This is a genomic window from Burkholderia sp. Bp9015, from assembly GCF_003853505.1.
Classification (GTDB): Bacteria; Pseudomonadota; Gammaproteobacteria; order Burkholderiales; family Burkholderiaceae; genus Burkholderia.
This window is the reverse complement of sequence record NZ_QTPZ01000057.1, coordinates 1-18916: the sequence shown is the minus strand read 5'-3', so window position 1 is coordinate 18916 and position 18916 is coordinate 1. Positions and strand designations below refer to the sequence as shown.

The window sequence follows — 18916 nt, the reverse complement described above, 5'->3', positions numbered from 1 at the left end:
GTACGCGCCGCGACAGCCGGAACGGGTCGCGCCGGCGCCGGCGGGCATGGCGGACGCGCCGCGCAATGCATGGGGCTGAGCGGCGGCCGGCGCGCGTCGCACATCGCGGCGAACCCCACATCGAGCGTAGGCCGGTGCGTGCGGCGAAGAATCGTCGGAACGGACTAAGGCGTTTCACCGGGCCGGCGATCCGGTGTCGGCGTCGGTACGCGACGCACGCGCGCGGTACGCCGTGCGGTTCGAACGTCGACATCGCGCGAACCTGCCGCGACAATACCGGTCACTCTTCAGTTTCCTGCTCGAGGTGCCCGTGCCAGCGAAGTCGACCATTGCTCCTGCCATCGTGTGGTTCCGCGACGATCTGCGCGTGACCGACCAGCCCGCGCTGACGCGCGCGGTTGCGTCGGGCCGGCCGCTCGTATGCGTGTACGTCGACGACACGGGCGAAGGCGCGGGGCGCGCGCTCGGTGGGGCGGCGCGCTGGTGGCTGCATGGGTCGCTCGCCGGACTCGATGCGGCGCTCGCGCGTCATGGCGGACGCCTGCTGCTGTTGCGCGGCGATGCGCCGCGCGAGATCGAACGCGTCGCGCAGGACACGGGCGCGGCAGCGGTGTACTGGAACCGCCGCTATGCGCAGCCGCAGCGCGATGCCGATGCGGCGTTGAAGGCGTCGCTGAAGGCGCGCGGCGTCGAGGTCGAGAGCAGCAACGGCAGCCTGCTGAACGAACCGTGGGACGTGCTGACGGGCGCCGGCACGCCGTTCCAGGTGTTCACCGCGTACTGGCGCGCGGTGCGGCGCGATCGCACGGTGGCGGCGCCGCTGCCGGAGCCTGAGCGGATCGCGTTTCATCCGTGGCCGGCCGGCGTGCGCGAACGCGCGCTGCCGCTCGACGCGCTCGGGTTGCGTCCGCACGCGCCGGACTGGGCGGGCGGCCTGCGCGACGCGTGGCCGGCACCCGACGAAGCCGGCGCACAGGCGCGGCTCGATACGTTTTCCGTCGAGTCGCTGACCGGCTATGCCGATACGCGCGACCGGCCCGACCGGTCGGCGACGAGCCGGCTATCGCCGTGCCTGCGCTTCGGCAACCTGTCGCCGCGACAGGTGTGGCATGCGGTGCAGGGTGCGGCACAGGCGGGCGGTGCGGCCTGCGCGGCCGGCGCCGAGAAGTTCCTGAGCGAACTCGGCTGGCGCGAATTCAGCCATGTGCTGCTGTATTACTTTCCGGCGCTCGCGACCGACAACTTCCGGGCGCAGTTCGACGCGATGCCGTGGCGCGACGATCCTGCCGCGCTGCGCGCGTGGCAGCGCGGGCTGACCGGTTACCCGCTCGTCGATGCGGGGATGCGCGAGCTGTGGACGACCGGCTGGATGCACAACCGCGTGCGGATGGTCGTCGCATCGTTTCTCGTCAAGCATCTGCTGATCGACTGGCGGGCCGGCGAGCGCTGGTTCCACGACACGCTCGTCGACGCGGATGCCGCGAACAACCCGGCGAACTGGCAATGGGTGGCCGGCTGCGGCGCCGACGCCGCGCCGTATTTCCGCATCTTCAATCCGGTGACGCAGGGCCGGAAGTTCGACCCGCAAGGGGCGTACGTGCGCCGCTGGGTGCCGGAACTCGCGGGCCTCGACGCGGTGACGATCCACGCGCCGTGGGAGGCATCCCCGATGGAGCTTGCGGAGGCCGGCGTGCGGCTCGACGTCGACTATCCGGCGCCGATCGTCGATCACGACGGCGCGCGCCGTCGCGCGCTCGATGCGCTGGCCTCGTTGCCGAAGCGTCGCCAGGCGTGACCGGCCGCGCTGCGCGCGGCACGGTTCGCCGCGTCAGTCGCAGAACGCCGCGTGCTCGAGCAGCGCGAGCGCGACGCCCGAATCGAAGTAGGCCGCGCCGCACCACGCGACGAACGCGAGCGCGCCGGCGGCCAGCGCCGCACGCATCACGCCCATGCGGCTTTGCCCGGCACCGGCCGCGCGATGCGCGCGTCGTCGATCGGCAGGTGCAGCAGCGCAGCCAGCACGCCGAGCGCGATCGAGCCGATCCACAGCGGCAGGTACGAATGCGTCGCGTCGTACACGAGCGCGCCGAGCCAGACGCCGAAGAAACTGCCGAGCTGGTGCCCGAAGAACACGAAGCCGAACAGCGTCGCGATGTAACGCACGCCGAACACCTGCGAGATCACGCCGTTGGTCAGCGGCACCGTGCCGAGCCACGTGAAGCCCATCACGGCCGCGAACACGTAGACGCTCGCGGGCGACAACGGCGCTGCAACGAACGCGGCCATTGCCAGCGCGCGGACGAGGTACAGCACGGACAGCACGTACTTGCGCCGCAGCAGGCCGCCGAGATGGCCGCATGCGTAGGTGCCTGCCACGTTGGTCAGCGCGATCAGCGCGAGCGCGACGCTGGCGTGGCGCGCCGGCAGGCCGTGATCGAGCAGGTAGGCGGGCAGGTGGGTCGCGATGAACGCGAGCTGGAACCCGCACGCGAAGAATCCCGCGTTCAGCAGCCAGAAGCCGCGATGCGCGAACGCTTCGCGCACCGCCGCGCCGATCGACTGGTCGGGGCCGTCCGCGCGGCTCGCGGCCTGCGCGGGCCGGTCGCGCACCAGCGCGGCGAGCGGCGCGAGCAGCGCGGAGACGAGGGCGAGCGCGACGAAGGCATGCTGCCAGCCGATGCCGCCGATCAGCACCTGCGCGACCGGCACCATGCAGAACTGGCCGAGCCCGCCGATCGCGCCGGCGACGCCGAGCGCCCAGCCGCGCCGGTCGGGCGGAAACAGGCGGCTCAGCGCGCCGTAGATCGACGCGAAGGCCGACCCCGACAGCGCGACGCCGATCACGAACCCCGCGCCGGCCGTGAACACGCCGGCCGATGCGGCGAACGCCATCGTGACGAGCCCGGCCGCGTACAGCAGCATGCCGGCGACGATCACGCGCACCGACCCGAAGCGGTCGGCGATCATGCCGGTGAACGGTTGCGCGATGCCCCAGATCAGGTTCTGCAGCGCGAGCGCGAGTCCGAACGCTTCGCGCGACCAGCCGTGGTCGAGCGTGACGGGGGCGAGGAACAGTCCCTGCACGTGGCGGATGCCGAGCGCGGCGCCCATGATCAGGCCGCCCGCGAGCACCGGCAGCCAGCGGCGCCGGGCGTCTTGTTCGATCGGGGTCATGCGTGTCTCCGGATGGATGCGTGTGGCGCGGCGGCCGCGTTCGATCCGATTAGACGATCCGGTGCCGGGGCGCTCAAGCGATCATTCGGTCGCGTTCGCATGCGTGCGGGGAATGCGATGCGGCGCGGACGCGATGTCGGCGACGCGGGCTGTATGCGCCGGATGCGTGAAGCCGCTGCGCCGCATGCAGCCGGCGTGACAGGCGGCCGATGCAACGGAGCGGGGCGTCGGTGCAGCGCCCGTGGCGGCGTTCATGTACGTGCGAAGGCCACGCCGGCGCCGCCTCGATGCGGGATTTCGCTCGCGGCTCGCGGCTACCGCTGCGCCACGTCGTACGCCCGCATCGCGGCGTCGCACTCGGCCGCTTCCGCGAGGATCCAGTCGCGCACGTCGGCGACTTCGCGGCGCGGTGCCGGATCGTGCCGGAACAGCCAGTAGCCGTACGCATCCGACAACGCCTGCGAGTGCGGGCCGAGCACCGCGAGCCGGCCGTCGGCGAGCATCGGCGCGACGAGCGCGAGCCTGCCGAGCGCGACGCCCTGGCCGGCGATCGCGGCGTGGATGACCTGGTCGTACTGGTTGAAGCGCAGCACGCCCTTCGGGCGCGCGTCGCCGAGCCCGGCCGCGTGCAGGTGCGCACGCCACTGCAGTCGGGTTTGCGGCGGCCCGTCGAATTCGAGCAGCACGTGCTCGGCGATCGCCGCCGCGTCGGTGACGGGCCGGGCGGCCAGCGCGGGGTGCGCGACCGGCACGACGATCTCGTCGAACAGGTGCAGCGCGCCGGCCGGCGCGCGCTCGCGCGGGCAGTAGCGGATTCCGAGGTCGATGCCTTCCGCGCGCAAATCGAGTACCTTGTCATTCGCGGCCACGCGCAAGTCGATGTCGGGCAGGCGCGCCTGCAGGCGCCCGAGTCTGGGCAGCAGCCACAGCGCGGTGACGCCGATGCTCGCGGTGATCGTGACGGGTTGCCGCTCGCGTGCGGCGGCGAGCGATGCGACGGTGTCCTGCAGGCTGAGCAGCGCCGCATCGGCGGCGCGGAACAGCCGCTCGCCTTCCGGCGTGAACGCGATCTTGCGATAGCCGCGCTGCAGCAGCGCGACGCCGAGATGCGCCTCGAGCGCGTGCACCTGGCGGCTGACCGCCGACTGCGTGACGCACAGGTCCTGCGCGGCGAGCGTGATGCTCATGCGGCGGCCGACGGCGACGAAGCCGCGCACGAGGTCCAGCGACGGGAGACGGACGAGCGGCGTTGACATGCGTAGGGCTCATGCGAACGGAGCAGCAAGATTGGTTGAGAACGTCCGGCGCGTCAAGTTCAATGGAGGCTGGCCGATCGGGCGGGCGCCGGGCAGGCGGTGCCGCACAGGAGACACGATGACGATTTCGAACGAAGCAGGCGGGGCCGCGTGCGCGGCGGATCAGGCAGCGGGGCGCCCGGCGGGTGCGTTGCCGCCGGAGGTCGTGACGCTGACCGCGGCCGACGGTTACGTGCTGCGCGGCTACGTGTGGCGGCATCGCGGCAGCACCGTGCGGCCCGTGACGGTCGTCAATTGCGCGACGTCGGTGCGCTGCGACTACTACTTCCGTTTCGCGGCCTGGCTGTTCGCGCGGGGGCGCGACGTGCTCGTCTACGACTATCGCGGGATCGGCGGCTCGCGCCCCGCGCGGCTCGCGAAGCTGCGCGCGAACTGGCTCGACTGGGGGCGGCTCGATTGCGAGGCCGCGCTGCAATACACGCGCGATGCATTTCCGGGCCAGCCGCTCGACGTCGTCGCGCACAGCATCGGCGGCTGCGTGCTCGGGCTCGCGGCGTCGAACGCGTACGTGCGTCACGTGGTGACGGTGGGCGCGCAGTATGCGTACTGGCGCGACTATCGGCCGGAAGAGCGGCGGCGCATGTGGTGGAAATGGCACGTCGCGATGCCGGCGCTCGCGGCCGTGTTCGGCTACGTGCCCGCGAAGCGGCTCGGCTGGATGGAAGACACGCCGCGCGGCGTCGCGCTGTCGTGGGTGCGCGCGCAACCGCGCTTCGAGGACGCCTTCACGCACGGCCTGCTCGCCGAACCCGCGGCGAGCCGCGCCGCGCTGCCGGCCCGCTTCGCGCGGCTGCCGGCGTCGATGCTCGCGATCGGCCTCGACGACGACGGGTTCGGCACGGTCGACGCGATCGAACGGCTGGTCGGCTACTACACGGGCAGCGACGTCACGCACCTGCGGATCGCGCCGCGCGACATCGGCGTCGACGCGATAGGCCACTTCGCGTTCTTCCACAGCCGCTTCACCGACACGCTGTGGCCCGTCGCGCTGGATTGGCTGCAACACGGCGCGCTGCCGGCCGATGCGCCGGGCCGCGTCCACGCGCGCCATCCGGCGCAGCGTGCGCGGCTGGCGGGAAGCGGCGTGCCGGGTGCCGTCGCGCACGGGTGAACGCGCGCGCAACCCGGCCATCGCGTCGATGAGACGGTTGCACCGGCTGCCGCTGCTGCCGCTGCCGACGATCTCGGTCGCGATGCGTCGGTCTCCGTCCCGTACGATCGATTAACATCGAACGTTTCGTTCGCCTGACTGCCGCGTGCCGATGTCCATTCCACCCGATTCCGAGATTGCCGACGACCTGTCCCGCGCGTGGCGCGTGCACCTGCTCGATGTGCCGCCGGCCGCGTCGCGTGCCGGCGTGCAGGTCGCGCGCGTCGATTTCGACTGGCGCGTGCCGCTCGCATCGCCCGCCTACGCGGCGCTGAGCGACGCGGAGCGGGGGCGTGCCGGGCGCTATCTGCGGCAGGAGGATGCGGTGCGCAGTGCCGCGACGCGCGCCGCGCTGCGCGACGTGCTCGGTGCGGCGCTCGGCATCGCGCCGAAGGACATCGCGATCGTCGTCGACGCATCGGGACGGCCGTCGCTGGATTCCGCGCATCGCGTGTCGCTCGATTTCAACGTGTCGCACGCGGGCGATCACGCGCTCATCGCGTGGGCGGCGACGGGGCGCGTCGGCGTCGATATCGAAAGCTGCAACCGCACGACCGACTGGCGTGCGCTGACGCGCGAAGTGTGCGCGGCCGCCGAGGCTGCGTATCTCGACGGCCTGCCGCTCGCCGCCCGCGCGGACGCGTTCATGCGCGTGTGGGCCGCGAAGGAGGCGCTGCTGAAGGCGCTCGGCACCGGCATCGTCGGCGGGCTGCGCGCGTTCGCGGTCGTGCCGCCGCGCGATGCGGCGACGCCCGCGACGACGATCGTCGAGCCGGCCGCGCCCGCCGCCGGCGTGGCCGCGTTCGACGCGGGCTGGCTCGACGCGGCGCCCGGCTACGCGGCGTGCGTCGCGTGGGCGCGCTGACCCCGTTTCAGCGCGCGACGCTCATTCGAGCGGTACGTCGTTGGGCGCCGCGTAGCGCGCCTTGATCACGTCGCTCATCGGGAACTCGAACGCGAGCCCCTTCGGCGGCACCGGCTTCATGAACCACTTGTCGTACAGCGCGTTGATCCCGCCGCTCTTCATCAACTGCACGAGCACGCCGTCGACGAGCGCCTTGAACTGCGGATCGTCCTTGCGCAGCATGAACCCGTACGCTTCCGACGATTGCGGCGTGCCGACGATCGCCCAGTCGGCCGGCTTCGCCGCGAGCTGGCGCACGCCGGCGAGCAGCACGTCGTCCATCATGTACGCGGCCGCGCGGCCCGATTCGAGCGTGAGGCGTCCTTCGCCGTAGTCCTTCGCGCTGATGATCTGCATGTTCATCTTCTTTTCCTCGTTCATCTTGCGCAGCAGGCGTTCGGACGTCGTGCCCTGGTTCGTCACGACCGTCTTGCCGGCGAGATCGGGGAAGTCGCGGATGCCCGAGTTCGTGCGCGTGAGCAGGCGCGTCGTCGCGACGAAGAAGGTGGTCGAGAACGCGACCTGCGCGTGACGCGCGGCGAGGTTGGTGGTCACCCCGCATTCGAGATCGACGGTGCCGTTCTGCACGAGCGGGATGCGGTTCTGCGACGTGACCGGGATGAAGCGCGCCTGCAGGTCGGGCTTGCCGGTGCGCGCCTTCACGGCGGCGATCACGCGGTCGCACAGGTCCTGCGAGAAGCCGATCACCTTGCCGCTCGCGTCGACATAGGAGAACGGCACCGACGTCTCGCGATGGCCGATCGAGATCAGGCCGCTTTGCCGCACCTTCTCGAGCGTGCCGGACAGCGGCTCCGCGGCGAGCGATGCGCCGCACGCGAGCGCGCACGCGGCGACGAGCAGGCCGCGGCCGAGAAGGGTGGTCAACCGGGGCGGGGTGGTCATGGCGGATCTCCGTGGGCGGATCGTAGGGAAGCGTCGATTCGTATGTTGCCAAAGACAAAATAATTGCAACATATGTTAATTGCGAGGCCTGTCTGGCCGCTCCGGCGCGCCGCGCCGGACATCAGGGAAACTCCCGAGTCGGAATTATGAAAAACAGGTTGTCTAGACAAGTCGCGGTGGCTACACTGCAATCCATCCCGAACTTGTCTAGACAGGATTGCTCACATGATTACGTTGACCCCCGGCCACCTGACCCTTCCGCAACTGCGCAAGATCGCTCGCGAATCCGTGCAGCTCAAGCTCGACCCGGCGAGCTTCGCGAAGATCGACGCGGGCGCGAAGGCCGTCGCCGACATCGCGGCGAAGGGCGAGCCCGCATACGGCATCAACACGGGTTTCGGCCGCCTGGCCAGCACGCACATCCCGCACGACCAGCTCGAGCTGCTGCAGAAGAACCTGGTGCTGTCGCATGCGGTCGGCGTGGGCGAGCCGATGGCGCGCTCGTCGGTGCGTCTCCTGATGGCACTGAAGCTGTCGAGCCTCGGCCGCGGCCACTCCGGCATCCGTCGCGAAGTGATGGACGCGCTGATCACGCTGTTCAACGCCGACGTGCTGCCGCTGATCCCGGTGAAGGGCTCGGTCGGCGCATCGGGCGACCTGGCACCCCTCGCGCACATGTCGGCCGTGCTGCTGGGCGTCGGTGAAGTGTTCATCCGCGGCGAGCGCGCCAGCGCGCTGGACGGTCTGCGCGTCGCGGGCCTCGCGCCGCTGACGCTGCAGGCGAAGGAAGGCCTGGCGCTGCTGAACGGCACGCAGGCGTCGACCGCGCTGGCGCTCGACAACATGTTCGCGATCGAAGACCTGTACCGCACCGCGCTGGTCGCGGGCGCGCTGTCGGTCGACGCGGCAGCCGGCTCGGTGAAGCCGTTCGACGCCCGCATCCACGAACTGCGCGGCCATCAAGGGCAGATCGACGCGGCCGCGTCGTACCGCGACCTGCTCGAAGGCTCGCCGATCAACCAGTCGCACCGCGACTGCGACAAGGTGCAGGATCCGTACAGCCTGCGCTGCCAGCCGCAGGTGATGGGCGCGTGCCTGGACCAGATGCGCCATGCAGCCGACGTGCTGCTGGTCGAAGCGAACGCCGTGTCGGACAACCCGCTGATCTTCCCGGATACCGGCGAAGTGCTGTCGGGCGGCAACTTCCACGCTGAACCCGTCGCATTCGCGGCCGACAACCTCGCGCTCGCCGCGGCGGAAATCGGCGCGCTGGCCGAGCGCCGCATCGCGCTGCTGATCGACGCGACGCTGTCGGGCCTGCCCCCGTTCCTCGTGAAGGACGGCGGCGTGAACTCGGGCTTCATGATCGCCCACGTGACGGCGGCCGCGCTGGCATCGGAAAACAAGACGCTCGCGCACCCGGCGTCGGTCGACTCGCTGCCGACCTCGGCGAACCAGGAAGACCACGTGTCGATGGCGACGTTCGCCGCGCGCAAGCTCGCCGACATCGCGGACAACACGAAGCACATCCTCGCGATCGAACTGCTGGCCGCCGCCCAGGGCGTCGACCTGCGCGCGCCGTACCACACGAGCCCGAAGCTCGCGCCGGTGATGGAAACGATCCGCGGCAAGGTTGCGCACTACGAGCTCGACCACTACTTCGCACCGGACATCGCGGTGATCGCGAAGCTCGTCGGCGAGCGCGCGTTCGCGAAGGTCGCGCCGTTCTCGTTCGCATCGGAACAGTAAGCCCATGAGCGCGCCGGTCTACCAGGAGATCAAGGATTTCATCCTGGGCCGCATTCACGCCGGCGAGTGGGCGGAGGGCGACCAGGTGCCCTCCGAGAACGAACTGGCCCGCGAGTTCAAGGTCGCGCGCATGACCGTCAACCGCGCGTTGCGCGAGTTGACGGCCGAGCAGGTGCTGACGCGCATGAAGGGCGCCGGCACCTACGTCGCGCGGCCGAAGTACGAGTCGACGCTCGTCGCGATCCGCAGCATCTCGGAAGAGGTCGACGCGCGCGGGCATGCGTACCGCGCCAGCGTGCTCGGCCTCGAGACGATCCGCGCCGACGAGGCGCTCGCCGACGAGATGCAGATGGCCGTGCGCGCGAAGCTGTTTTATTCACAGGTGTTGCACTTCGAGAATGACGAACCCGTCCAGCTCGAAGAACGGTGGGTGAATCCGGCGGTCGCGCCGGATTATGCCGAGCAGGATTTTACGAACACGACGCCGAACCTGTACCTGATGCGCGCGGCCCCGCTGCAGCGCGTCGAGTACCGGATCGAAGCGGCGGCTCCGGCGCCCGGGCGGCGCGAGCAGCTGCGGATGGACGACGTCGAGCCGTGTCTGGTTTTACATCGGCGCACCTGGTCGCAGGGCGTCGTCGCCTCGGTGGCGAATCTGTGGCACCCCGGCAGCCGTTATCGCTTCACCGGGCATTTCTGATTCCTATTTGATAGTCATTTTCCTTCGGGAGCAGTCGTCATGAACCATCCGAAACACATCGATCCCCGTCTCGATCCGACCCGCACGATCCGCGCGCCGCGCGGCAGCGAGAAGGTCTGCAAGACCTGGCTGGCCGAAGCGGCCTACCGGATGATCCAGAACAACCTGGATCCGGAAGTCGCCGAGCATCCGCACGCGCTCGTCGTGTACGGCGGCATCGGCCGCGCGGCGCGCAACTGGGAATGCTACGACCAGATCCTCGCGTCGCTGAAGGATCTCGAAGAGAACGAGACGCTGCTGATCCAGTCGGGCAAGCCGGTCGGTGTGTTCCGCACGCACAAGGATGCGCCGCGCGTGCTGCTCGCGAACTCGAACCTGGTGCCGCACTGGGCGACCTGGGATCACTTCCACGAGCTCGACCGCAAGGGCCTGATGATGTACGGCCAGATGACGGCCGGCAGCTGGATCTACATCGGCAGCCAGGGCATCGTGCAGGGCACCTATGAAACCTTCTTCTCGGTCGCGAACCAGCACTTCAACGGCGATCCGTCGGGCCGCTGGATCCTGACGGGCGGCCTCGGCGGTATGGGCGGCGCGCAGCCGCTCGCCGCGACGATGGCCGGCTTCTCGATGATCGCGGTCGAATGCGACGAGACGCGCATCGACTTCCGCCTGAAGACGCGCTACGTCGACAAGAAGGCGACGACGCTCGACGAAGCGCTCGGCATGATCGACGAAGCGAAGCGCACCGGCAAGCCGGTGTCGGTCGGCCTGCTCGGCAACGCGGCCGACGTGTTCGCGGAACTCGTGACGCGCGGTATCACGCCGGACTGCGTGACCGACCAGACGAGCGCGCACGACCCGATCAACGGCTACCTGCCGCAAGGCTGGACCGTCGCGCAATGGCGCGAAGCGCAGAAGGTCGATCCGCAGAGCATCGTGAAGGTCGCGAAGCAGTCGATGGCCGTGCAGGTGCGCGCGATGCTGACGCTGCAGGAGCGCGGCGCCGCCACGCTCGACTACGGCAACAACATCCGCCAGATGGCGCTGGAAATGGGCGTCGAGAACGCATTCGACTTCCCGGGCTTCGTGCCGGCCTATATCCGCCCGCTGTTCTGCGAAGGCAAGGGCCCGTTCCGCTGGGTCGCGCTGTCCGGCGATCCGGAAGACATCTACAAGACCGACCAGAAGGTGAAGGAGCTGATCCCCGACGATCCGCACCTGCACAACTGGCTCGACATGGCGCGTGAGCGCATCGCGTTCCAGGGTCTGCCGGCGCGGATCTGCTGGGTCGGCGTGAAGGATCGCTATCGCCTCGGCCAGGCGTTCAACGAGATGGTGAAGAACGGCGAACTGAAGGCCCCGATCGTGATCGGCCGCGACCACCTCGACACCGGTTCGGTCGCGAGCCCGAACCGCGAGACGGAATCGATGAAGGACGGTTCGGACGCCGTGAGCGACTGGCCGCTGCTGAACGCCCTGCTGAACACCGCAGGCGGCGCATCGTGGGTGTCGCTGCATCATGGCGGCGGCGTCGGCATGGGCTTCTCGCAGCACTCGGGCGTCGTGATCGTCGCCGACGGTACCGCCGAAGCGCACGAGCGTCTCGGCCGCGTGCTGCTGAACGATCCGGCGACGGGCGTGATGCGCCATGCGGATGCCGGCTACGAACTCGCGCAGCAGACGGCCCGCGAAGCCGGCCTGAAGCTGCCGATGCTCGGCCGCTGAGCATGACGGCGCTCGACCAGGCGCCGGTGAGCGTGACGATGATCCGCGCGGCGGATCTCGTCGCGTCGCCGTGGAAGAACGGCGGCGGCGTGACGCGCGAGATCGGTGCATTCCCGCCGGGCGCCGCGCTCGATAGGTTCGCATGGCGCGTGAGCGTCGCGGACGTCGGCGCGGCCGGCCCGTTCTCGCGTTTCGACGGGATCGACCGCACGCTCGTGCTGCTGTCCGGCGCGGGCATGACGCTCGCCGAAGAAGGGGGCGCGCGCCACGTGCTCGACGCGCCGCTCGCGCGTGCGGACTTCGCCGGCGAGACGGCGATCGACGCGACGCTGCACGACGGCGCGACGCGCGACTTCAACCTGATGACGCGCCGTTCGGCCGCGCGCGGGACGCTCGACGTGTGGCCCGAAGGCACGCACCGCGCCGAGCGCGCCGATACCGTGCTGCTGTTCTGCGCGACGGGCGCGGTCGGCGTCGAGATCGACGGCGCGCACTACGCACTGCAGGAAATGGACACGCTGCGGCTCGACGGGCCGCAGCGTGCGTTTGACGTCGTCGTGAGCGGAGGCGGCGCGCTGCTCGCCGTGTCGCTCGCCGTCGGCGAACGAGACTGAACGCATGAAACCGACTGTCTGGCATCACCTGAGGCTGTGTCCGCACGGCCATCCCGACGAGACGATCGACGACGCGGCGATCGCCGTCGACGAAACCGGCACGATCGTGTGGCTCGGCGCGTTGTCCGCGCTGCCGCACGGTTATGCGCACTGGCAGCGGGAAGACCTGCACGGCGCGTGGGTGACGCCGGGCCTCGTCGACTGCCATACGCACCTCGTGTACGGCGGCACGCGGGCCGACGAGTTCGCGCAGCGCCTCGCCGGCGTCAGCTACGAGGAGATCGCGCGGCAGGGCGGCGGGATCGTGTCGACGGTGCGCGCGACGCGCGCGGCCGACGAGACGACGCTGTTCGTGCAGGCCGCCGCGCGCCTGCAGCCGCTGCTCGCCGACGGCGTGACGGCGATCGAGATCAAGTCGGGCTACGGGCTCGACCTCGCGAGCGAGCGCAAGATGCTGCGCGTCGCGCGCCAGCTCGGCGAGCGCTTCCCGGTCACGGTCTACACCACGTTCCTCGGCGCGCACGCGCTGCCGCCGGAATATGCGGGCCGTGCGGATGAATACATCGACGAAGTGTGCGGCCGGATGCTGCCGGCGCTCGCCGACGAAGGCCTGGTCGACGCGGTCGACGTGTTCTGCGAGCGCATCGGCTTTTCGCTCGCGCAGACCGAGCGCGTGTTCGAGGCCGCGACGCGGCGCGGGCTGCCGGTGAAACTGCACGCGGAGCAGTTGTCGAACGCGGGCGGCACCGCGCTTGCCGCGCGTTATCGCGCGCTGTCGGCCGACCACCTCGAATTTCTCGACGAAGCCGGCATCGAGGCGATGAAGGCGGCCGGTACGGTCGCCGTGCTGTTGCCCGGCGCGTATTACTTCATTCGCGAAACGCAATTGCCGCCGATCGAGCTGCTGCGCAAGCATGGCGTGCCGATCGCGCTCGCGACCGATCACAACCCCGGTACCTCGCCGCTCGAATCGCTGCTGCTGACGCTGAACATGGGCTGCACGCTGTTCCGCATGACGGTGCCCGAGGTGCTGCAGGGCGTGACGCGCCATGCGGCCGCGGCGCTCGGTCGCGCCGATCGTCACGGTGCGCTCGAGATCGGCCGCCAGGCCGATTTCGCGGTCTGGTCGGTCGGCTCGCTGTCGGAGCTCGCGTACTGGATCGGCCGGCCGCTGTGCGAGCAGGTCGTGCGCGGCGGCGCGACGGTGTTTCGCCGGATGAACGGCTAGTTTTTGCGGAGGGCCGGACGCGGCGCTGAAGCGTCGGTCCGGTCGATCGCCACGGAGCGGAAGCGGGCGCCGACGCGCCGCCTCCTGCCATCCGGGGCTTGGGACCGGACTGCGCGTTAGCTCGCCGAATCCGGCCAACAAGGACTCACGATGACCGACTCTATGTTGTTCGCAGACCATGCCCGGCTGCCCGATGGCTGGCGCCGCAACGTGCTGCTGCGCTGGGACGCGGCCGGCACGCTGACCGACGTGACGCCCGACACCGACGCGCCGGCCGGCGTCGCGCGCGCGGCCGGGCCCGTGCTGCCCGGCATGCCGAACCTGCATTCGCACGCGTTCCAGCGCGCGATGGCGGGGCTCACCGAATATCGCGCGAATCCCGCCGACAGCTTCTGGAGCTGGCGCGACCTGATGTACCGCTTCGCGCTGAAGATCACGCCCGACGCGCTTGCGGCGATCGCGCGCTGGCTGTACGTCGAGATGCTGAAGTGCGGCTACACGTCGGTCTGCGAATTCCACTACGTGCATCACGCGCAGGACGGCTCACGCTATCCGCAGATCGCGGAACTCGGTGCGCGCGTGGTCGACGCCGCGCGCTCGGCCGGCATCGGCATCACGATGCTGCCCGTGTCGTACCAGTTCGCCGGCTTCGGCAACAAGCCGCCGCGCGACGACCAGCGCCGCTTCATCAATACGCCGGACGGCCTGCTCGAGCTGCTCGACGCGATGCGCCGCGTCGCGCCCGAGCACGGCGGCCTGCGCTATGGCGTCGCCCCGCACTCGCTGCGCGCGGTGTCCGAGAACGGCTTGCGCGTGCTGCTCGAAGGCCTGCCCGACGACGCGCCGGTGCATATCCATATCGCCGAACAGACGGCCGAAGTCGACGATTGCGTGCGCGCCTACGGCGCGCGTCCCGTGCAATGGCTGCTCGATCGTTTCGACGTCGATGCGCGCTGGTGCCTCGTGCACGCGACGCACGTCGATGCGGCCGAAACGGCCGCGCTCGCGAAGCGTCGCGCGGTGGCCGGCCTGTGCCTGACCACCGAGGCGAACCTCGGCGACGGCGTGTTCCCGGCGCTCGACTATCTCGCGCAGGGCGGCGTGATCGGCGTCGGCTCGGACAGCCATGCGTCGGTCGACTGGCGCTCGGAACTGCGCCTGCTCGAATACGGGCAGCGGCTCGTGCATCGCGCGCGCAACGTGCTCGCGAGCGACACGCAGGCGCATGTCGCCGACCGGCTGTTCGACGCGTCGCTCGCGGGCGGCGCGCAGGCGAGCGGGCGGCGCATCGGCGCGCTGCGTGAAGGCTGCCGCGCCGACTGGCTCGTGCTCGATCCCGATCATCCGGCGATCGCGGAGCACGACAGCGCGTCCTGGCTGTCGGGCACGGTGTTCGCCGAGCACGGCGACACGCCGGTGCTCGACGTCTATACCGGCGGCGAGCGCGTCGTGAGCGGCCGCCGCCATCGCGACGAAGCCGCAGCTTATGCCGACTACCGCGCCGCGCTGGCGCAACTGCTGCGCTGAATGCGCGGCATCCGGCGCACGCCGCGCGCGTGCGCCGGCCGACTTTTACGGTGATGCGACATGACTGAACAACCGGCTGTATTCACGCTGAAGCAGGGCACGCTGCCGCTGCTGATCTCGATTCCGCACGCAGGCACCCACATCCCCGACGACATCGCCGCGACGATGACGCCCGACGCGCGCTTCGTCGACGATTGCGACTGGCACCTCGAGCGCCTGTACGGCTTCGCGGCGACGCTCGGCGCGTCGATCCTCGTGCCGTCGCACGCGCGTTACGTCGTCGACCTGAACCGTCCGCCCGACAACGAGAACCTGTATCCGGGGCAGGACACGACCGGGCTCGTGCCGGTCGATACGTTCGACAAGGCGCCGCTGTATCCGGCGGGCGCGCTGCCCGGCAACGACGAGATCATGCGCCGTCGCGACCGCTACTGGCGCCCGTATCACGACGCGCTGCAGGGCGAGATCGCGCGCCTGAAGCGCGAGCACGGCCGCGTGCTCGTGTGGGAAGCGCATTCGATCCGCTCGCACGTGCCGCGCTTCTTCGAGGGCCGCCTGCCGGACTTCAACTTCGGCACGTCGAGCGGCGCGAGCGCCGCGCCGGGCCTTGCCGAGGCGCTGGCCGCATGCGTGAGCGCGCACGGCGGTTATACGGCCGTCGCGAACGGGCGTTTCAAGGGCGGCTACATCACGCGCCACTACGGCGTGCCCGCGACCGGCGTCGAAGCCGTGCAACTGGAGCTGTCGCAGATCACTTACATGGAAGAGACGCGTCCGTATGCGTACGACGAAGCGCGCGCCGCGCGGATCGTGCCGCTGCTGCAGACGCTCGTCGAAACCGCGCTCGCGCATCGCTGATCCGTCGGCGCGTGCGGCGGCACGGCGCGATGTCGCGCCACGGCCGGCCGGCTGGCAAGGCGCACATTGGTGCATCGCACAAAACGGCATCGACCCGAGCGGTCGATGCCGTTTTTTCGTCTGATCTATGTCGGGATCGGTACCTGAAAATTTGACGCAATTTTTAGGTGATATAAGCTGAATGTCAGGAAGTCGTCACGCGCGCCCCGGCCGCGACAGCGTCGATCAGCGCCGCACCGCGCCGGAATCCGTTGCGAGACACCTTGCCGACGTGTCGTCGCGCGGCATTGCCGCCCCCGCTTCATCGCGACACGTGTCCTGCCTTCATCAGTCAGTCGAGTACGATCGTGAAAGCCGCCAGCCCTTCGATACGCCGGACCCGAAGTCCGTCGGCGGGCGCGCCGCCTCAGGCCGGGCCGATCCGGCATGCTGATCGCGGCACGCGCGCCGCCCCCATACGCGAGCCCCGCTTCTTCGCTGTGCCCCATCGCGGCCTGCGCCGCTTCAATGTCGTCACCGCACACGTGTTCAGCGCGGTGCAGTGCGACGGCAGCGCTTCATTGTTGCCCTAGCGTCCTTTTCCGCTTTCGCGTCGGATCGCACCGCCTGCTGCCGCACCGTCCGAGCGGCACGATCGCGCGTGGACGCGTGCAGCGCCATCGCGGGCCGCCATCGTCCTGCGCGTCCGCACGCGTCGCGCATTTATCGCGGAGGCGATCATGCGACCGCGCCCGCTCGTAGCCGTCACCGCCGATCGCGTCATGCGCGGCGCCCATCCGAACCACACGGCCGGGGAGAAGTATCTCGTCGCGCTGGTCGACGGTGCCGGCGCGCTGGCGTTCGTGCTGCCCGCGCTGGGTGCGCGGCAGCCGGTCGACGCGATCGTCGCGGCGATCGACGGGCTGCTGATGACCGGCAGTTATTCGAACGTCGAGCCGCATCACTACGGCGGCCTGGCGAGCGCGCCCGATACCCTGCACGATCCCGCGCGCGATGCGACCGCGCTGCCGCTGATCCGAGCGGCGATCGATGCGGGCGTGCCGGTGCTCGCGATCTGCCGCGGCATGCAGGAGCTGAACGTCGCGTATGGCGGCACCTTGCATCAGCGGCTGCATGCGAGCGCGGGCTTCGACGATCATCGCGAGCGCGACGGCGATCCGCTCGAGCGGCAGTACGGCCCCGCGCACCGCGTGCAGTTCGCGCCGGGCGGGCTGCTGCAACGGATCGCGCACGGCGCGCACGACGCGATGGTCAATTCGTTGCACGACCAGGGTATCGCGCGGCTCGGCGCGGGCCTCGCGGTCGAGGCGAGCGCGCCCGACGGGCTGATCGAGGCCGTGAGCGTGCGCGGCGCGCGCGCGTTCGCGCTCGGCGTGCAGTGGCATCCCGAATGGCGCCACGCGGAGCAACCGCTGTCGCGCGACATCTTTACGGCATTCGGCGCGGCGTGCCGCGCGCGCATGACACACCGCATTTATGCGGCCGGCGGCACCATGCCGTCGCCGGCTGCATCCGACATCGACTGAACGAGGCCGATCATGCAACCCGAACTGAGCGAATTCCTGCGCCAGCACCGCATCACCGAAGTCGAGGCGATCATTCCCGACATGGCCGGCATCGCGCGCGGCAAGATCATTCCGCGCAACAAATTCGAGTCCGGCGAATCGATGCGCCTGCCGCAGGCCGTGATGGTGCAGACCGTCACCGGCGACTATCCGGAGGACGGCACGCTGACCGGCGTGACCGATCCCGACATGGTGTGCGTGCCCGATCCGTCGACGATCTGCCTGATTCCGTGGGCCGTCGACCCGACCGCGCAGGTGATCCACGATTGCGTGCATTTCGACGGTTCGCCGGTCGAGATCTCGCCGCGCTACGTGCTGCGCCGCGTGCTCGACCTGTACAAGGAAAAGGGCTGGAAGCCCGTGGTCGCGCCTGAACTCGAGTTCTATCTGGTCGACATGAACGCCGACCCCGACCTGCCGCTGCGTCCGCCGGTCGGGCGCACGGGGCGGGCGGAAACCGGCCGTCAGTCGTATTCGATCGAGGCCGTCAACGAGTTCGATCCGCTGTTCGAGGACATCTACGAATACTGCGAGATGCAGGGCCTCGACATCGAGACGCTGATCCACGAGGTCGGCGCCGCGCAGATGGAGATCAACTTCGTGCACGGCGACGCGCTGTCGCTCGCCGACCAGGTGTTCCTGTTCAAGCGCACGGTGCGCGAGGCGGCGCTGCGCCACAACATGTATGCGACGTTCATGGCCAAGCCGATGGAAAACGAGCCGGGCTCCGCGATGCATATCCACCAGAGCCTCGCCGATGTGCACACCGGCCGCAACCTGTTCGCCGACGACGGCGGCGTCGTGTCGCCGATGTTCCAAAGCTATCTTGCGGGCCTGCAGAAATATACGCCCGCGCTGATGCCGATCTTCGCACCGTACATCAACTCGTATCGCCGCCTGTCGCGCTTCATGGCCGCGCCGATCAACGTGCAGTGGGGCTACGACAACCGTACGGTCGGCTTTCGCATCCCGCAGTCGACGCCGGTCGCGCGGCGCATCGAGAACCGGATTCCGGGCGTCGACTGCAATCCGTACCTCGCGTTCGCGGCGACGCTCGCCGCCGGTTATCTCGGCCTCACGCAGCAGCTCGCGCCGACCGAACCGATCGCGTCCGACGGCTACGACCTGCCGTACCAGCTGCCGCGCAACCTCGAGGAAGGCATCTCGCTGATGGCGGCGTGCACGCCGCTCGCCGGCATTCTCGGTGACAAGTTCGTGAAGGCGTACCTGGCGCTGAAGGAAACCGAATACGAAGCGTTCTTCCGCGTGATCAGTTCGTGGGAACGTCGCCATCTGCTGCTGCACGTGTGAGCGTGCGCACGACCGCATCAAGGAACGACGGAGGAAACATGACTTACCGTAACGAACCCGCGTGGATCCAGCCCACCGCGCCGGCCACCGCACCGCGCACGACGCAAGCACACTCGACCGCCGAATACCGCGCGCTCGACGCCGCGCATCACATCCATCCGTTCTCGGACATGGGTGCGCTCAATCGCG

16 protein-coding genes and 1 pseudogene are annotated in these 18916 nt (G+C 69.8%); 13 read left to right on the top strand and 4 right to left on the bottom strand.

The genetic code is table 11. From position 1 onward, the window contains the following. Window positions 1-310: 310 nt before the first annotated feature. Window positions 311-1795 carry a deoxyribodipyrimidine photo-lyase gene (locus tag DIE12_RS35850; protein WP_124523592.1) on the top strand — a complete coding sequence of 495 codons (1485 nt, stop codon included), beginning with the start codon at window positions 311-313 and terminating at the stop codon, window positions 1793-1795. Window positions 1796-1828: 33 nt separating this feature from the next. Here the strand turns inward: DIE12_RS35850 and DIE12_RS38860 are convergent, their stop codons facing one another. From DIE12_RS38860 to DIE12_RS35840, 3 genes are all read right to left on the bottom strand, one after another. Further along, on the bottom strand, window positions 1829-1951 hold the full coding sequence (locus tag DIE12_RS38860) for a hypothetical protein (RefSeq protein WP_044847646.1): 123 nt from the start codon (window positions 1949-1951) through the stop codon (window positions 1829-1831). Continuing rightward, window positions 1942-3174, bottom strand: a complete 1233-nt coding sequence (locus DIE12_RS35845; RefSeq protein WP_124523590.1) for an MFS transporter — start codon at window positions 3172-3174, stop codon at window positions 1942-1944. The genes DIE12_RS38860 and DIE12_RS35845 overlap by 10 nt, the downstream gene beginning before the upstream one ends. Before the next feature lie 314 nt (window positions 3175-3488). Then, a complete protein-coding gene (locus DIE12_RS35840) occupies window positions 3489-4430 on the bottom strand; it encodes a LysR substrate-binding domain-containing protein (protein ID WP_124489547.1) in 942 nt (313 codons plus the stop codon). A 118-nt stretch (window positions 4431-4548) separates the two neighbouring features. Between DIE12_RS35840 and DIE12_RS35835 the strand changes: the two genes are divergently transcribed. Next, the gene (locus DIE12_RS35835; protein WP_124523880.1) at window positions 4549-5601 is read left to right on the top strand and encodes an alpha/beta fold hydrolase; all 1053 of its coding nucleotides are present in this window, start codon (window positions 4549-4551) and stop codon (window positions 5599-5601) included. A gap of 151 nt (window positions 5602-5752) precedes the next feature. After that, window positions 5753-6505, top strand: a complete 753-nt coding sequence (locus DIE12_RS35830; protein WP_124523586.1) for a 4'-phosphopantetheinyl transferase superfamily protein — start codon at window positions 5753-5755, stop codon at window positions 6503-6505. A gap of 21 nt (window positions 6506-6526) precedes the next feature. Here the strand turns inward: DIE12_RS35830 and DIE12_RS35825 are convergent, their stop codons facing one another. Further along, window positions 6527-7447, bottom strand: coding sequence for a glutamate/aspartate ABC transporter substrate-binding protein (locus DIE12_RS35825; RefSeq protein ID WP_124523584.1), 921 nt, complete (start codon window positions 7445-7447; stop codon window positions 6527-6529). Between the two features lie 225 nt (window positions 7448-7672). Between DIE12_RS35825 and hutH the strand changes: the two genes are divergently transcribed. From hutH to DIE12_RS35770, 10 genes and pseudogenes are all read left to right on the top strand, one after another. Continuing rightward, window positions 7673-9196, top strand: coding sequence for a histidine ammonia-lyase (gene hutH, locus DIE12_RS35820; protein ID WP_044847651.1), 1524 nt, complete (start codon window positions 7673-7675; stop codon window positions 9194-9196). 4 nt (window positions 9197-9200) lie between these two features. Continuing rightward, window positions 9201-9896 (top strand): histidine utilization repressor, encoded by a 696-nt coding sequence (gene hutC / locus DIE12_RS35815; RefSeq protein ID WP_124489552.1) that lies wholly within the window; start codon window positions 9201-9203, stop codon window positions 9894-9896. Window positions 9897-9935: 39 nt separating this feature from the next. Then, window positions 9936-11624, top strand: coding sequence for a urocanate hydratase (hutU, locus tag DIE12_RS35810; RefSeq protein WP_044847653.1), 1689 nt, complete (start codon window positions 9936-9938; stop codon window positions 11622-11624). A gap of 2 nt (window positions 11625-11626) precedes the next feature. Continuing rightward, on the top strand, window positions 11627-12238 hold the full coding sequence (locus DIE12_RS35805; RefSeq protein WP_124489553.1) for a HutD family protein: 612 nt from the start codon (window positions 11627-11629) through the stop codon (window positions 12236-12238). A 4-nt stretch (window positions 12239-12242) separates the two neighbouring features. Continuing rightward, window positions 12243-13466, top strand: coding sequence for an imidazolonepropionase (gene hutI / locus DIE12_RS35800; RefSeq protein ID WP_044847655.1), 1224 nt, complete (start codon window positions 12243-12245; stop codon window positions 13464-13466). 150 nt (window positions 13467-13616) lie between these two features. Further along, window positions 13617-14993, top strand: coding sequence for a formimidoylglutamate deiminase (locus DIE12_RS35795; protein ID WP_124489554.1), 1377 nt, complete (start codon window positions 13617-13619; stop codon window positions 14991-14993). A 60-nt stretch (window positions 14994-15053) separates the two neighbouring features. Then, the gene (hutG, locus tag DIE12_RS35790; protein ID WP_124489555.1) at window positions 15054-15851 is read left to right on the top strand and encodes an N-formylglutamate deformylase; all 798 of its coding nucleotides are present in this window, start codon (window positions 15054-15056) and stop codon (window positions 15849-15851) included. 719 nt (window positions 15852-16570) lie between these two features. Further along, window positions 16571-17377: a gamma-glutamyl-gamma-aminobutyrate hydrolase family protein gene (locus DIE12_RS35780; RefSeq protein ID WP_124523582.1), complete on the top strand. Its 807-nt coding sequence runs from the start codon at window positions 16571-16573 to the stop codon at window positions 17375-17377. Window positions 17378-17389: 12 nt separating this feature from the next. Further along, the gene (locus DIE12_RS35775; RefSeq protein WP_044847659.1) at window positions 17390-18727 is read left to right on the top strand and encodes a glutamine synthetase family protein; all 1338 of its coding nucleotides are present in this window, start codon (window positions 17390-17392) and stop codon (window positions 18725-18727) included. A gap of 38 nt (window positions 18728-18765) precedes the next feature. Continuing rightward, window positions 18766-18916 (top strand): annotated as a pseudogene (locus DIE12_RS35770) (aspartate aminotransferase family protein); the annotation flags it as partial.

Excerpts from the sequence above, each read along its gene's own strand:
- hutC (WP_124489552.1), top strand. The coding sequence starts at position 9,201 with ATGAGCGCGCCGGTCTACCAGGAGATCAAGGATTTCATCCTGGGCCGC.
- DIE12_RS35835 (WP_124523880.1), top strand. The coding sequence starts at position 4,549 with ATGACGATTTCGAACGAAGCAGGCGGGGCCGCGTGCGCGGCGGATCAG.
- DIE12_RS35830 (WP_124523586.1), top strand. The coding sequence starts at position 5,753 with ATGTCCATTCCACCCGATTCCGAGATTGCCGACGACCTGTCCCGCGCG.
- DIE12_RS35775 (WP_044847659.1), top strand. The coding sequence starts at position 17,390 with ATGCAACCCGAACTGAGCGAATTCCTGCGCCAGCACCGCATCACCGAA.
- DIE12_RS38860 (WP_044847646.1), bottom strand. The coding sequence starts at position 1,951 with ATGGGCGTGATGCGTGCGGCGCTGGCCGCCGGCGCGCTCGCGTTCGTC.
- hutI (WP_044847655.1), top strand. The coding sequence starts at position 12,243 with ATGAAACCGACTGTCTGGCATCACCTGAGGCTGTGTCCGCACGGCCAT.
- hutH (WP_044847651.1), top strand. The coding sequence starts at position 7,673 with ATGATTACGTTGACCCCCGGCCACCTGACCCTTCCGCAACTGCGCAAG.
- DIE12_RS35780 (WP_124523582.1), top strand. The coding sequence starts at position 16,571 with ATGCGACCGCGCCCGCTCGTAGCCGTCACCGCCGATCGCGTCATGCGC.
- hutG (WP_124489555.1), top strand. The coding sequence starts at position 15,054 with ATGACTGAACAACCGGCTGTATTCACGCTGAAGCAGGGCACGCTGCCG.
- DIE12_RS35840 (WP_124489547.1), bottom strand. The coding sequence starts at position 4,430 with ATGTCAACGCCGCTCGTCCGTCTCCCGTCGCTGGACCTCGTGCGCGGC.
- DIE12_RS35795 (WP_124489554.1), top strand. The coding sequence starts at position 13,617 with ATGACCGACTCTATGTTGTTCGCAGACCATGCCCGGCTGCCCGATGGC.
- DIE12_RS35825 (WP_124523584.1), bottom strand. The coding sequence starts at position 7,447 with ATGACCACCCCGCCCCGGTTGACCACCCTTCTCGGCCGCGGCCTGCTC.
- DIE12_RS35805 (WP_124489553.1), top strand. The coding sequence starts at position 11,627 with ATGACGGCGCTCGACCAGGCGCCGGTGAGCGTGACGATGATCCGCGCG.
- hutU (WP_044847653.1), top strand. The coding sequence starts at position 9,936 with ATGAACCATCCGAAACACATCGATCCCCGTCTCGATCCGACCCGCACG.
- DIE12_RS35845 (WP_124523590.1), bottom strand. The coding sequence starts at position 3,174 with ATGACCCCGATCGAACAAGACGCCCGGCGCCGCTGGCTGCCGGTGCTC.